Consider the following 12,995-nt stretch of genomic DNA (forward strand, 5'->3'; position numbering starts at 1 on the left):
GAGGGCCGCGCCGGCGCTGCAGATGAGCAGGTTGGCCCTTGCCTGTCAGTTAATGCGCCCCGGCACGGATGATGCCGGCTATCTCCGCGAAGCCGCGGGCTTCGGCATGCTGGAGCGGGGTGACACCGTCAAAGTCGGCAATCCCGGCATCGGCTCCGGCCTCGACCAGCGCTTGCACGGTTGCGATATGATCCGGCCCGCCGTCACCCAGCACCACCGCCTCCATCAGCGCGGTCCAGCCCAGGTTGTTGACGTGATCCAGCGGTGCGCCGCCGGCGATCAGGCGCCGAACGACCTCGTGGTGCCCCAGGTGGGCCGCAGCGATCAAGGCGGTGCCGTCATAAATGCTGGTGGTCAGGCCAGGATCATTGCCCAGCTCCAGCGCCAGCGAGACCATTTCGGGGTCATCCGCAACCGCGGCAATGGTCAGGACGTCATAGACCCGGCCTTCCAGCGCATTCATGTCGGCTCCGGCTTCGGCCAGGGACCGCAGCGCCGCATCGTTGGACGCGAAGGCGGCAACATGCGCCGGAGTCCGTCCGGCCCGGTCGCGGGCATTGGGATCAGCCCCCGCAGCGGCAAGGTCGCGGATGGCAGCGGCGTTGCCTTCGTGCGCTGCCCGGTGCAGGCCTTCGTAGTCTGCGATATCGGCGGGTGAGGGCGGCGTCTGTGCCTCTGCGGCGGTGCCGGCAGCCAGCAGGAGCAGACCCAGGAGTGTGCGCAGCATTGTCTTGAACCTCCTTGATATGCGGCCGCCCCGAACGGGCCGGCCGCAGGCTTTTGCAAATCCTTTACTCGGCGCCGATGGCGTCCAGGCCGGCGCGGACGCAGGTTGCATCGATGTCACCCGAGGGTGCTCCGCCTGCACCGATGCCGCCGACCAGTGCACCGCCGATGCGGATCGGCATGCCGCCGGCCTGGATCACCAGCCGACTGTCCATATCGCGCAGCCCGTCATTTTGCGGGTTGCTGCCAATGAAGCCGGCCAGCCCGGCGGTATCGCGGCCCATGCTGGCCGAGGTGAAGGCCTTGCCGGTGCTGCTGCCGACGGTGTGCGGGCCTGCGTTGTCGGCGCGCAGGATCACTTTGGTCACGCCGCTGCGGGCGACGACGGCGACGCTGACATTGTGGCCTTCGGCGGCGCAGGCTTCAACCGCGGCCTGCGCGGCAGTCTGGGCCATGTCCAGCGGCAGGTAGGGGGCGGTGGGCAGCTCCTGCGCGGCACCGGAAACGGGGGCCAGCAGGGCAGCGGCGAGGGTCAGTTTGCGGATCATTGCGGTCTTCCTTCAGTTCTGATGGAAGAACCCTAGCGGCGCGGGCAATGCCCGGGAATTGGTAGAGCTTGCAGCGGTCTCGGTAGTTCTACGGAGTGCCGTGCCCCTCCAGCCAGAGCCGGGTCAGCTCAGCGGCGGAGGTCGTTCCGGCCTTGGTGCCGATGGCGGCGCGGTGGCTGTCGACGGTGCGGGGCGACAAGTCCAGCACCTCTGCAATCTGCCGTGTGGTCAGCCCCTTGGAGATCATCTCGAGAACTTCTGTTTCACGGCCCGTAAGCCGGGCCAGCAGGCGCTGGGCCTCGCTGGCTTCAGAGACTTGGCGGCGGCTGCGCTCCAGTTCCGCCTGGCCGCGCTGGATAGCGTCGATCAGGTCCTGCTCGTCCACCGGCTTGCAGAGAAAATCAATGGCGCCGCCGCGGAAGGCGCGGCGGCAGGCCTCGATATCGCCATGGCCGCTGATGACAACAGCCGGCCAGTCCACGCCGGTCGCGCGCAGCTGCTCCTGCAGCTTGAGCCCGGAAATCACCGGCATCCGGATGTCGAGGATCAGACATCCCGGCGGCAGCGTGCCCAAAGCGCTGAGAAACGCCTCCGGTGCGGCAAAGCTGCGGACCTCGATGCCGACGGTCAGCAGCAGCAGCGACAGCGCTTCGCGCACCGCGTCGTCGTCATCCACCAGGTACACCGGGCAGCTCATTCCGCGGCCTCCGCTGTCAAGGCCTGTGCCTCCGGCAGGCGCAAGCGGAAAACGGTCTCAGCCGTATCCAGTGCGAGCGACAGGTCGCCGCCCATGCGTTCGGACAGCCTTTGGCACAACGCAAGCCCGAGGCCGGTGCCGCCCGGCTTGCCGGTCACGAAGGGTTCAAACAGCCGCGGGCGAATGTCTGCGGGCACCCCCGGGCCGCTGTCTGCCACTTCGATCAGAACGTCGCTGCCGCTGCGCTGAGCTGTGAGAGAGACGCGCTTTTCACCGCCCTGCGAGGCGGCCTCGATGGCGTTGCGCACGAGGTTGAACAGGACCTGCTCCAGTTCGACCGGATCGGCGCGGACCATCAGCGAAGGCGGGACCGGGCCGGCTTTCAGCTGGATTCCCGCGCGCTCCGCCTCCGGGCGCAGCAGCAGTTCGACGCTCCTTACCGCCTCTTGCACCTGGACCGGTGCGGCGCGGCCTTGGCGCGGCCGGGTCCAATTGCGCAGGCGGCCGAGAATGGCCGAAGCGCGCTTTGCCTGTCCTGCGATGCCATCGAACACCTGGGCAAGCTGATCGGGGTCGCCGCGCGCTGCCAAATGCCGCCCGGCCTGGGCCTGGCTGAGGATCGCTGTGAGCGGCTGGGTCAGTTCATGCGCCATGCCGCTGGCCATCTCGCCCAGGGTGTTGACCCGCGAGGCATGGGCGAGGCGGGCGTCCTGGGCGCTCAGCCGGGCCTGGGTTTCCGCCTGCCGCGCCCGAAACAGCTGGCGAAGGCCGAGAACAGAGAGCAGGTACAGGACGGTGGCGAGCACTGCTGCGGCCAGCAGGCGGCCCGGTGGCAGCAGGTCAGCCAGACTGGGCGATATTCCAGCCGCAAAGACCAGCGGCTGCGAGGCACTGCCGAGGGTTTTTTCGAATTGCACGCCTGCGGCTGGGCCGCCGCCCATCAAGGCGGTTCCATCGGGCAAGTGCAGGTTTCGCAACACCGACGGGCGTGACCAGAAGCTGCTGTCGGAGGCCAGCAGCGCCTGTGCATCGATCTGCAGTGCAAGCCCGAAACGCGCGTTGTCGGTGTTCGGACTCCGCTTCACAAGCAGGTAACCTCCGGGCGCGCCGGGGGCGGGTGCCAGCATCAGCTGCCCGTTTGTCTCCCGGGCGGACCGCTGGATCAGCGCGATGGTTTCTTCAGGCAGGCCGGTGCGGCTGGTCAGGTAGCTGCTGCCGTCCAAGGGCACCAGATCAATAGCGCTGATCCGCGGGTAGAACCGCAAGATGCTGGCGCCGACGTCTAGAAACAGATCCCGCCGCGCGTCCTCTCCGGCGGTGGCCAACGCGGAAAGAGACGTCAGATGCGCATCGTGCTGATCGGCCCGCTGCGAGGCGAGGCGGTGGAGAATATGCGCTTCGGTTTGCAGCTCGGACAGCAGCTTCTGGCGCTCCAGCAGGGCTGAAAGCCCGAGCGCAACGATCAACAACAGCACCCAGCCGCCCAGCAAGCGCAGGGCGGCAGCGGATGGGAATGTCGTCGGGCGGGGTGCTTTCATGTTCCGGTTCGCGCAGCTTAGCCAGGACAGACCGTATGTGACGGTGTGTTCCGCTGCAAGCGGCGGCGGTTTGCCAGGGTTGAAGGGGAAAAAGGCCGGGGCGTCAGGGATGCCTGCCTTGCCGTCGTCTTGACCCAAGGCGGTTGCGGTATCGCATTGCCGGCAGCAGCAGCTGTCCGCCGAAAAAAGAAACCTGATGCGCTGCTCAAAACGCACCAGGTTTACACTGCGCCTGCGGGTGCAAGCGCAGGGGAGGAGACTTATTTCCTGTTGTGGAAGATGAAGCCGATGAAGTTCAGCAGAAGCTGCGCGGCCAGGATCTGGGTGCTTTCCGCCGGATCATAGGCCGGGGCGACCTCGACCAGGTCGATGCCAACGACATCACCGCGTTTGCTCAGCCCTTGCAGGATTTCCAGCACGTCGTAGTACTGGAAACCTCCGTGGCTCGGGGTGCCGGTGCCAGGCGCGATTGACGGGCAGAAGGCGTCGATGTCGATGGTCACGTAGTAACGCGCGCCTTGGGGGATGCGCTCAAGCACCGCCTCTGTGCCCAGCTTGCGCACCTGGCGCACCGACAGGATATCTGAGCCGCGCTCGCGGGCGTCGATATAGCCTTCCTTGGCGGTCGAGGACACGTTGCGGATGCCCAGCTGGGTCATGCCGCTGACGTAGTCCTTCTCAATCGCGCGGCGCATCGGGTTGCCGTGGCCGTCGGTGACGCCCTTGCGCTCGTCTACGAAGTCCAAATGCGCGTCGATCTGGATCACATGGATCGGGCCGTTCTTGGCACAGTCCTCGGCATAGGCGTTGATACAGGGGATGTTGATCGAATGATCGCCGCCGATGGTGACGGGCAGGGCGCCTGCATCGAGGATCTTCTTCACACCGTATTCGATATTGGCGTGGCTCTCCTCGGTCTTGGTGTGGATGATGTCGGCATCGCCCAGATCGACGATCCGCACGTCCGCGCCCAGATAGGTGGCGTCATCCTCGTGATCATAGGCGCCGGCATGGCCGAAGCTGAACAGTGTCGAGGCCTCGCGCACCGCCCTTGGGCCGAACCGCGCGCCGGAGCGGAACTGGCAGCCGAAGTCAAACGGGGCGCCCAGGATCGCAACGTCGGCGTCGATGCTGTCCCAATCCTCCACATAGGGTTTCTTGCCGAAGGTGGCGATGCCGACAAATGGCAGGTTCAGGCGGCCGGATTCGTAACCGTGTCCAGACATGTTGATTCTCCGTTTTTCTTAACGATAGGCCAGTTCCGGCAGGAACAGGGCGATTTGCGGGAAGGCGACCAGCAGGCCGGTCACGATCAAGAGGATGACGAGGAAGGGCGGCACGCCCCGCACCACCTCGACAAAGGGGCGGCGGAACACAGCGATGGCGGTGAACAGGTTGCAGCCAAACGGCGGGGTTGCGGCACCGATGGCGACCTGCAGGGTGATCAGCACGCCGACAAGAACCGGGTCGAGGCCGGCGGCTTTGATCATCGGCGCAAAGATCGGCACCAGGATCAGGATCACCACAATCGAGTCGACGAACATGCAGCCTAGGAAAAAGGCAAGGTTCACGGCCACAAGCACCATCAGCGGCCCGGCCTCATCTAGTCCCAGCGAGGCGATGATCTGCTGCGGCACTTGGGCAAAGCTCAGCGTCCAGCTGAAGGCCGCGCCCGCCGCGATCAGGATGAACACAACCGAGGTGATCGCGCCGGTTGACAGCGCAATGTCCCAGAGGTCGCGCAAGCGGACCGAGCGGAAGATCAGCACCTCCAGCACCGCAGCGTAAAGCACGCAGATCGCGGCAGCCTCGGTCGGCGAGAACACCCCGCCGTAGATGCCGCCCACGATGATCGCCGGAAAGCCCATCGGCCACAGCGCCCGGCGCATGGCGGTAAAGCGCTGGCCCCAGCCCTCGCGCGGCAGCACGGGAATGTCATGGCGGTAGGCGTAGACCATGCAATAGGCCGAGAACAGCACCACGATCAGCAATCCCGGCACGATGCCCGCGATGAACAGCTGAGAGATCGAGGTGCCCGAGACCACGCCATAGATGATCATCCCGATCGACGGCGGGATCAGATAGGCCAGGTCAGCGGCATTCACAATCAGTCCGATGGCAAAGCTGTCCTTGTAGCCGGATTTCAGCATCCGGGGCCGCATTGCGCCGCCGATTGCCACCACAGTGGCCTGGGTGGAGCCGCAAACCGCGCCGAACAGCGCGCAGGCCGAGGTGACCGAGATCGCTAGCCCGCCCTTGATATGGCCCATGAAGCTCATCACCACGTCGATCAGCCGGTTGGCGGAATGGCCGCGGGTGATGATATCGGCGGCCAGGATGAACATCGGCACTGCAATCAGCGCCGCAGGTTTCACGCCGCCGATCATCTGCTGCACCAGGATCTGCAGGCTCATGTCCGGGAAGTAGACGAGGAAGCCCAGAACAGCAGCCGAGATCAGCGGCATCTTCATCGGGAACCCTGCAAGCAGCAGCAGGATCATCACGGCAAGCATCAGTTCGGTCATGACTTTTCCCCTTTCCCGGTGTTTGTGGTGCCGGCCTCTTCATAGCGCTGGATGGCCGCGGCGGTTTCCGGGTCTTCGTAGCTGTCCACCTCCAGGTAGGAGACATAGATTTCGGCTTCCGTAAAATTCAGGTTGCGCAGCGCGGTCAGCAGGTACTGCAGCGCGGTCAGCGCCAGCCCGGCCACCACCCAAACGTAGGTGAGATACAGGGGCAGCTGCAGCGCCGGCGTGATGCGGCCTCGGCTGGCGACCTTCTGCACGTATTCCAACGCGTACCAGGCCAGCAGTCCCATCATCACCGCCGTGGTTGCAGCGATCACCACCATCAGCCCTTTGCGCATCTTCGCTGGCAGCGCGTCATAAATCGCCGACATGCGGATATGGATGCCCTTTCGGGTGGCATAGCCGAGCCCCATGAAGGTGACGATGATGATCAGGAACTCGTTCAGCTCCTCGGAGAAATAGATCGACTGGTTGAACACGTAGCGGCCGAAGACATTGGCGATGGTGTTGCCAGCCATCAGGATGATCCCCCAGCCCAGGATCCAGACTTCGGCACGGCCAATGGCACCGTCAATCTTGCCCAGAAGGCCGAAGGGAGCGGGTTTGGCATGTGGCATGATATCCTCCCTTGGATTGGCCCCGCACAGATCCGCGCGGGGCCGGAAGCGGGATCAGTTGCCCGCCAGCTCAGCCTGCAGCGCGTCCAGCAGCTCTTGGCCGCGGGCGCCTGCGGTCTCGACATAGGCCGCGGCAGTATCGCCTGAGCGGGCACGGAAGGCATCACGCTCTTCCTCGGTCAGCACCACCAGGCCAATGTCCGGCTTGGCGTCCTTGATCACGTCCAGGCGCTGCTGGTTGAAGTCTGCGACCACGCCGTCGATGTAGCTGGTCATACCCGCCATCGTGTCGCGCACCAGCTGCTGGCGGTCCGGGCTCAGGGTGGCAAACCAGTCGGAGCCTGCGACCACGGTGGTCACCAATTCCTGCTCGCCGGCCCAGATCAGATGGCTGGTGACCTCGTAGAACTTCATCTCCTCGATGGTCGGGATCGGGTTCACCTGGCCGTCCACCGCGCCCAATTGCAGCGCGCCGAACACTTCTCCGAACGGCAGCGGGGTCGGGCTCGCGCCCATGTTTTTGTAGGTCTCCAGCAGGATCGGCGACACCATCACACGCATCTTGAAGTTCTCGAAGTCCTCCGGCGTGCGGATCTCGCGGTTGGTGGTCCAGACCTGCGGACCTTCGGAGTACATGGTCATGATCTCCAGGCCGCGCTTCTGGAAGTCCTCATTCAGCGGGCCATAGATGGTCTCAGAACCGCTGAGAACCTTTGACACCGCCTCCGCACCGGACGGCAACAGATAGGGCAGCAGGAACACCTGGCTCTCCGGCACGATGGTGCCCAGGTTGCCGATCGAGACATTGGTCAGCTGGATGATGCCATCCGCTGCCTGTTCAACTGTCTCCGTCGGAGTGCCCAGTGTGCCCATCGGATAGATGGTCACGGTCACATCGCCACCGGTGGCCGTCTCAATGCGCTTTTTGAACTCCTGTGCATAGGCGTCCATGATCGATCCCGGAATCTCCTCGATGGCGAATTTCCAGTCCTCCGCAAAGACGGCTGCGGGCGCCAGGCTCAGCAGCGCGGCGGCGGCGGTGGTTTTCAGGTTCTTCAAGCTAAGGGCCATGCGGGTCTCCTCCCAGTTGGCATGGTTAATGGGGCTGGGAGGCACCACAGCATGAAGCCAAGCGTTGAAAAATATTACATTGATTATCTTTGCATAAGAGAATTTCATGTAATTCCGCACCAACCACATAAGAGCCGTGTCATGAAACTGCTGCGCAACACGCTGTTGGAGACATTTGTCACCGTGGTTGAATGCGGTGGGTTTTCTGATGCGCAATACGCGCTCGGCGTCACTCAATCTGCCATCAGCATCCGTATCCGCGACCTGGAAACCTCGCTTGGCTACCGGATCTGTGAACGCGGGCGCAGCGGCTTCCGTCTGACGGAGCGCGGCGAGATCGCCTATCAGAAGGCCCGCGACATTCTGCGAAGCGCCCGGGACTTCGACGCCGAACTGCTGGAGCTGCGGAATACGATAGCCGGGGATCTGCGGATTGGCATCGTGGATGCAATCGACAGTCTCCCTAGCCTGAAACTGGTGAATGCCCTGCAGCGGTTCCTGGCCCGCCCGAATGAGGTCAGGATCGAAATCGTGGTTGCTTCTCCCATGGACCTGACTCAGCAGCTGATCAGCGGTGAATTGAACGCTGCCGTGGCACCATTCCGCAGCCAGGTGCCCGAGCTGGAATACTCCGAACTGTGCAGTGAGGAACACAGGCTCTACTGTGCGCAAGGGCACCCGTTGTTCAAAGAGCCGGACAGTGAAATCAGCCTCGAAGCTATCGGGCAGTATCAGTTATGCCAGCGGTCCTACGACATGTTGGTGTCGCCTGATCTTGGATCGCCTGAGCCCAAAGCAGTCGTGGCCAACATGGAAGCCATGGCGATGCTCATCGAAACGGGGCATTTTCTGGGGCCATTGCCGACGCATTTTGCGCGCAGGCGCGTCGAGGAAGGCAAGTTCCGGGAAATCAGGAACAGTCAAATGCGATGGTATTCGGCGTTCTATCTCGCAACCCGACGTGTTCATGTCCTCCGGCACGCTGTGGAGCTTTTTGCTCAAGATCTGCAGCATGCTTGCGACAGCCAAGACGAACCACAGCCGTGAAGCTCGCATGAGGAAGAAATGCTGAAAAGGAGGCTTCGTTGTGAAGTCTTGCTTCATTGCAATTAGAAACCAGGCACATGCTGTCGTCGAAGTGTGGATTTCAGGCCAGAAGCAAGCTGCTGGTTAGCTGCAAGCGAAGCGGGGGTAAGTGAGCTACTGCCCAATGTTTGGACAGGATCTGGTGTAGTTTAAGCTACTTTCTGCTCCTGCTGATTGGTTTGGGGTTCATTTTTTCTCAGCCAATAGACCATGGCGGGAGGCTTGCCGCCAAGGGCGGAATGTGGGCGTTTTCGGTTGTAGAACTCGATCCATCTGCCGACACCCGACTTGGCTTCCGATCCGGTCTCCCAAGCATGCAAGGAGACGCACTCGTATTTCAGGCTCCGCCACAGGCGTTCCACGAAGATGTTGATCCACTGCCCGGCAGGGCATTGCGAAGCAATGTCCCGAGAGGGGAGGAACCGGCCTTTGCCATCCATCGAGATGCGCACACCGGATCGCCGCAGCCTGCCCGTCCAGGCGAAGGACGTGAACTGGCTGACCTGATCTGTATTCATGATCTCGGGCGGGCCGAACTTGTGGATGGCCTCGTTCAGCGCCTCGACACAGAAGTCCGCTTCCAGCGTGTTCGAGATGCGCCAAGCCAGCACCTTGGGCGTGTGCCAGTCAATGATCGCCACCAGATACAGGAACCCCTTGCGCATCGGCAGATAGGTGATGCCTGCCGCCCAGACCTAGTTCGGGCGCCCCACCCGCAGACCACGTAGCAAATACGGGTAGGTCTTGTGTCCCTTCGCCGCCTTGCTGGTGTTTGGCTTCTGGTAGATCGGCATGAGCCCCATCACCCTCATCAGCCGCCTGATCCGCTTTTCGTTCACCAAATGACCCTCATTGCGCAGATGCTAAGTCATTTGCCGCACACCGAAGAACGGCGTTTCCAGGAACTGTTCGTCGATCCGACGCATCAAAATCAGGTTCAGAGCTGTCTTGCCTTTGGGTTGAAAATAGAACGACGACCGCGAGATCGACAGCAGCTTGCACTGCTTGCCAATGGGCAGATTGGCATTGGCAGGCTCGATCATTTTCCGTCTCACCTGCCGATCCACAGTTTGAGCTTTCGTGACAAAAAATCGTTGGAACGGCCAGCTCCCCAATCTTAGCGTGCAGCTCTTTGACCTGTTCTTCGTCAATCTCTTGGGGCTTCCTGCCGCCGCGCTCGAACACGCCAGACGCGCCCTCCAGAAGAGCCCGCTTCCAGCTATGGATCATCGCCGGGTGTACGCCAAACTGGCTTGCCAGCTCTGCGACCGTCCGCTCGCCCTTCAAAGCTTCAAGCGCAACCTTGGCCTTGAATTCAGGCGAATGGTTCTTCTGTTTCGACATCTCTGATCTCCTCTTCGTCGAAGATCAGCAGACAGCAAATCGTAGCTTACGTCAGTGTCCAAATTTCAGGGGGGTAGCTCAGTATTTCCCTGCCAGGGGTCTCTGAAGCGGATGTAGTAGTAGGGGCTGCGAGGGATCTTGTAGATCGCCAGCCCCTTCCGGAGGTGTTTGATCGTTGTAGTTCGATTTTCGGAATCTTTGGCCCAACCGAGCCCATATGAGAAGTGTATACCAACCCAACCCGTTCGAGGCGTAGGCAAAGCGTGATCCGAGACGTTCGGCGTAGTCCTTGGCTTGGCCAATGCCCTCGCGGTGGCTGATGCCCGCCCGCTTGAAGTAGAAAACGCCATCCTTCACGAAGGTGAACGCAGGCGAAATGGTCTCCGACATGGTCTACGGCTCCTTGCACGTGCAAAAAGCTGGAGCAAAACTAATGTGTTATCTGAAGTAATGGTGCCCGGGGGCGGAATCGAACCACCGACACGAGGATTTTCAATCCACTGCTCTACCCCTGAGCTACCCGGGCACGGGAAGGCTGTTTGCCTTGGGTGTGGGCCTTCTATGCTGTGGGCGCGGCGGTGTCCAGAGGGTTTTTGAAAGAAAATATCTAATGTCGGGTTTGGTGCGGTTTCCCGTCTTGAGCGCGGATGCGTTCCGCTACTTCCAAAGCATTTTCAATGTCTTCCGGCTCCTGGCTCGGCACCGAATATGCACCGTTCAGCCATTTGCCGAGATCGATATCCGCGCAGCGTTTGGAGCAGAACGGCCGGTAGCTCTTTTGCGATTCCCCGCCGCAGATAGGACAGCTCATTTCAGCACCTCCTGCAGCAAGGGCCGGCCGCGTTTGCGCTGCAATTCGTAATGGCCAAGATTGGTCCAGCCGGCCAGAACGGTTTCCTCAGAATCCGCCCGGAAGGCAGCCCGCATGGCGGTTTCAAATCCGCGGCGGTCCTTCTTTGGCATCGGGGCCAGGTCCAGCACGATCTGGCCGCCAAGGCCGCGCACCCGCAACGCGCGGGGGAGGGCTTTGGCAGCCGCTATATTGGCCTTCACACCCGCCGCGAGCGATGTGTCAGAGCCGGTGTTCACATCCACTGCCACCAGGGCGCGGGTCGGTTCGATGAACAGGAAGCCGCCGCCCGGCAGCGGCTCGCGGATACCCTGTGCAACGTCCAGCGCATCCAGCACGCCCAGGCGTTCAAACCCGCCGGGATCACGCTCCACATCCGCAGGATCGGCCCAGTCCCGCCAGGCCAGCAGATGCGGGGTGTCGCCTTCGGCCAGAACCTCCGGCTCGGAGCCTTCATCCTGCATCACCTGCGCCGCCAAGGCCGCCATGGCGGCAACGTCTTCGGCGATCTCTTCGCCGTCTGCCCCGGCGCAGGCAGAGCGCAGGATAAGGCCATAGCCCGACTCGCCCATTTCCTCATGGGCAATCTCCAGCAGCCGGTCGCGCTCCTCCTCATCGCGGATGCTGCGCGAGATGTTCAGGCCGGGTGCCTCCGGCGTGACAATAGCATAGCGGCTCTTGAACAAAAGCTTCTGGGTCACCGGAATGGCCTTGCCCGGCTCGGCGTAACCGGACACCTGCACCAGGATCATCTGGCCCGGTGCCAGCCCTTTGACCTGACGCAGGAAGGCTGGGCCGTCCGGGGTTGTCAGGAACATGCCGCCCTGGCCCTTGACCGGCCGGTCAGCGCGGGCGCGGTAGATGGTGCCGGGGGCAGGGGCGTCGCTTTCGACCAGGAAGTCCTCCAGCTTGCCGTCCACCATCAGCGCAGCGGCTTCGCGGTCCTGGATGTGGTCGAGAATGATGGTGCGGCCCTTCATGCGGCGGCCTCCTGATAGAGCGGCAGACCGGCTGCGCGCAACAAGTTTGCGGTCTCGGACAGCGGCAGACCGACGATGCCGGTAAAGGAGCCGCTGATCCAGGGAATGAAAGCGCCTGCGGGTCCCTGGATGGCGTAGGCGCCGGCCTTGCCCTCCCAGTCGCCGGTGGCGAGATAGGCGTTCAGCTCCTCGTCGGAGAGGTTTTTCATCTTCACCTGGCTGACCACGTCTTTCTCCCAGACGCGGTCTCCGCGGCGGACGGCAACGGCGGTGATCACCCGGTGGCGGCGGCCGGAGAGGGCCAGCAGGAACTCTGCCGCCTCGCCGGCATCGCGCGGCTTGCCCAGGATACGGCGCCCAAGGGCAATGGTTGTGTCAGCGCAGAGAACAACATCGTCCGCCCCCGCAGGGACAGCTTTGGTTTTTTCCCGCGTGACCCGGGCGCAATAGGCCCGCGGCAGTTCGCCTTTCAGCGGCGTTTCGTCAATTTCCGGCGGGCGCACCGCGTCAGGATGCACCCCAAGCTGCGCCAGCAATTGCAGCCGCCGCGGACTGCCAGATCCCAGGATAAATGCCATGCCTTGGCCCTCTTACCGGTTTGCGCCTGTAATACGGCGAAAACTGGCAGCGTGAAAAGAGCGGCCCGCTCTTTCATCTTTCCAGAAATACTCCCGCCGGAGGCAGCGGCCGCCAGGCCGCTTCAAAACAAAAGCCCGGCAGAGTGCCGGGCCTTGATATTTTTTCCAGATCAACGGCTTACTTGAAGCGGTAGTTGATCCGTCCCTTGGTCAGGTCATAGGGGGTCATTTCCACCTGGACCTTGTCGCCAGCCAGAACACGGATGCGGTTTTTGCGCATCTTGCCTGCCGTATGTGCGATGATCTCATGGCCGTTCTCAAGCTCGACCCGAAACGTCGCGTTAGGCAGGAGTTCCTTCACGACACCGGGAAATTCGAGCGTATCTTCCTTGGCCATGTTGTCTCCATCATTGGGTTAACCCGCAAACTGCG

General features: G+C 62.5%; 14 protein-coding genes, 1 tRNA gene and 1 pseudogene. 1 reads left to right on the forward strand and 15 read right to left on the reverse strand.

The genetic code is table 11. From position 1 onward, the window contains the following. Positions 1-49: 49 nt before the first annotated feature. The 8 genes from KUW17_RS18065 to dctP all read right to left on the reverse strand — a co-directional run bounded on the left by KUW17_RS18065 (position 50) and on the right by dctP (position 7,725). Positions 50-727 (reverse strand): ankyrin repeat domain-containing protein, encoded by a 678-nt coding sequence (locus KUW17_RS18065; RefSeq protein ID WP_222481694.1) that lies wholly within the window; start codon positions 725-727, stop codon positions 50-52. Between the two features lie 64 nt (positions 728-791). Beyond that, positions 792-1,274: a GlcG/HbpS family heme-binding protein gene (locus KUW17_RS18070; protein WP_222481696.1), complete on the reverse strand. Its 483-nt coding sequence runs from the start codon at positions 1,272-1,274 to the stop codon at positions 792-794. Between the two features lie 88 nt (positions 1,275-1,362). Beyond that, the gene (locus tag KUW17_RS18075) at positions 1,363-1,971 is read right to left on the reverse strand and encodes a response regulator transcription factor (RefSeq protein ID WP_222481698.1); all 609 of its coding nucleotides are present in this window, start codon (positions 1,969-1,971) and stop codon (positions 1,363-1,365) included. After that, positions 1,968-3,509: a sensor histidine kinase gene (locus KUW17_RS18080; RefSeq protein ID WP_222481700.1), complete on the reverse strand. Its 1,542-nt coding sequence runs from the start codon at positions 3,507-3,509 to the stop codon at positions 1,968-1,970. The genes KUW17_RS18075 and KUW17_RS18080 overlap by 4 nt, the downstream gene beginning before the upstream one ends. 260 nt (positions 3,510-3,769) lie before the next feature. After that, the gene (speB, locus tag KUW17_RS18085; RefSeq protein WP_222481702.1) at positions 3,770-4,735 is read right to left on the reverse strand and encodes an agmatinase; all 966 of its coding nucleotides are present in this window, start codon (positions 4,733-4,735) and stop codon (positions 3,770-3,772) included. 18 nt (positions 4,736-4,753) lie between these two features. Then, on the reverse strand, positions 4,754-6,034 hold the full coding sequence (locus KUW17_RS18090; protein WP_222481704.1) for a TRAP transporter large permease: 1,281 nt from the start codon (positions 6,032-6,034) through the stop codon (positions 4,754-4,756). Further along, on the reverse strand, positions 6,031-6,654 hold the full coding sequence (locus KUW17_RS18095; protein ID WP_222481706.1) for a TRAP transporter small permease: 624 nt from the start codon (positions 6,652-6,654) through the stop codon (positions 6,031-6,033). Before KUW17_RS18095 ends, KUW17_RS18090 begins: the two co-directional genes overlap by 4 nt. 54 nt (positions 6,655-6,708) lie before the next feature. Then, positions 6,709-7,725: a TRAP transporter substrate-binding protein DctP gene (gene dctP, locus KUW17_RS18100; RefSeq protein ID WP_261397277.1), complete on the reverse strand. Its 1,017-nt coding sequence runs from the start codon at positions 7,723-7,725 to the stop codon at positions 6,709-6,711. A 141-nt stretch (positions 7,726-7,866) separates the two neighbouring features. Here dctP and KUW17_RS18105 point away from each other — a divergent pair, with 141 nt between their 5' ends. Then, complete coding sequence (locus tag KUW17_RS18105) at positions 7,867-8,772, forward strand: LysR family transcriptional regulator (protein ID WP_222481708.1); 906 nt, start codon at positions 7,867-7,869, stop codon at positions 8,770-8,772. A gap of 188 nt (positions 8,773-8,960) precedes the next feature. Here KUW17_RS18105 and KUW17_RS18110 read toward each other — a convergent pair. The 7 genes and pseudogenes from KUW17_RS18110 to infA all read right to left on the reverse strand — a co-directional run bounded on the left by KUW17_RS18110 (position 8,961) and on the right by infA (position 12,960). Further along, positions 8,961-10,155: pseudogene (locus KUW17_RS18110) on the reverse strand (IS3 family transposase). A 78-nt stretch (positions 10,156-10,233) separates the two neighbouring features. Then, positions 10,234-10,545 carry a hypothetical protein gene (locus KUW17_RS18115; RefSeq protein WP_222481710.1) on the reverse strand — a complete coding sequence of 104 codons (312 nt, stop codon included), beginning with the start codon at positions 10,543-10,545 and terminating at the stop codon, positions 10,234-10,236. Positions 10,546-10,606: 61 nt separating this feature from the next. Next, positions 10,607-10,681, reverse strand: a tRNA-Phe gene (locus tag KUW17_RS18120). Between the two features lie 81 nt (positions 10,682-10,762). Next, entirely contained in the window at positions 10,763-10,966 is a 204-nt protein-coding gene (locus KUW17_RS18125; RefSeq protein WP_222481712.1) for a DNA gyrase inhibitor YacG, read from the reverse strand. Further along, on the reverse strand, positions 10,963-11,985 hold the full coding sequence (locus KUW17_RS18130) for a ribonuclease E/G (protein ID WP_222481713.1): 1,023 nt from the start codon (positions 11,983-11,985) through the stop codon (positions 10,963-10,965). Before KUW17_RS18130 ends, KUW17_RS18125 begins: the two co-directional genes overlap by 4 nt. Further along, entirely contained in the window at positions 11,982-12,563 is a 582-nt protein-coding gene (locus tag KUW17_RS18135; RefSeq protein ID WP_222481714.1) for a Maf family protein, read from the reverse strand. Before KUW17_RS18135 ends, KUW17_RS18130 begins: the two co-directional genes overlap by 4 nt. Before the next feature lie 178 nt (positions 12,564-12,741). Beyond that, positions 12,742-12,960: a translation initiation factor IF-1 gene (gene infA, locus KUW17_RS18140; protein WP_005978431.1), complete on the reverse strand. Its 219-nt coding sequence runs from the start codon at positions 12,958-12,960 to the stop codon at positions 12,742-12,744. Positions 12,961-12,995: the final 35 nt, after the last annotated feature.

The organism is Leisingera aquaemixtae (assembly GCF_019801145.1).
Lineage (GTDB): Bacteria > Pseudomonadota > Alphaproteobacteria > Rhodobacterales > Rhodobacteraceae > Leisingera > Leisingera aquaemixtae_A.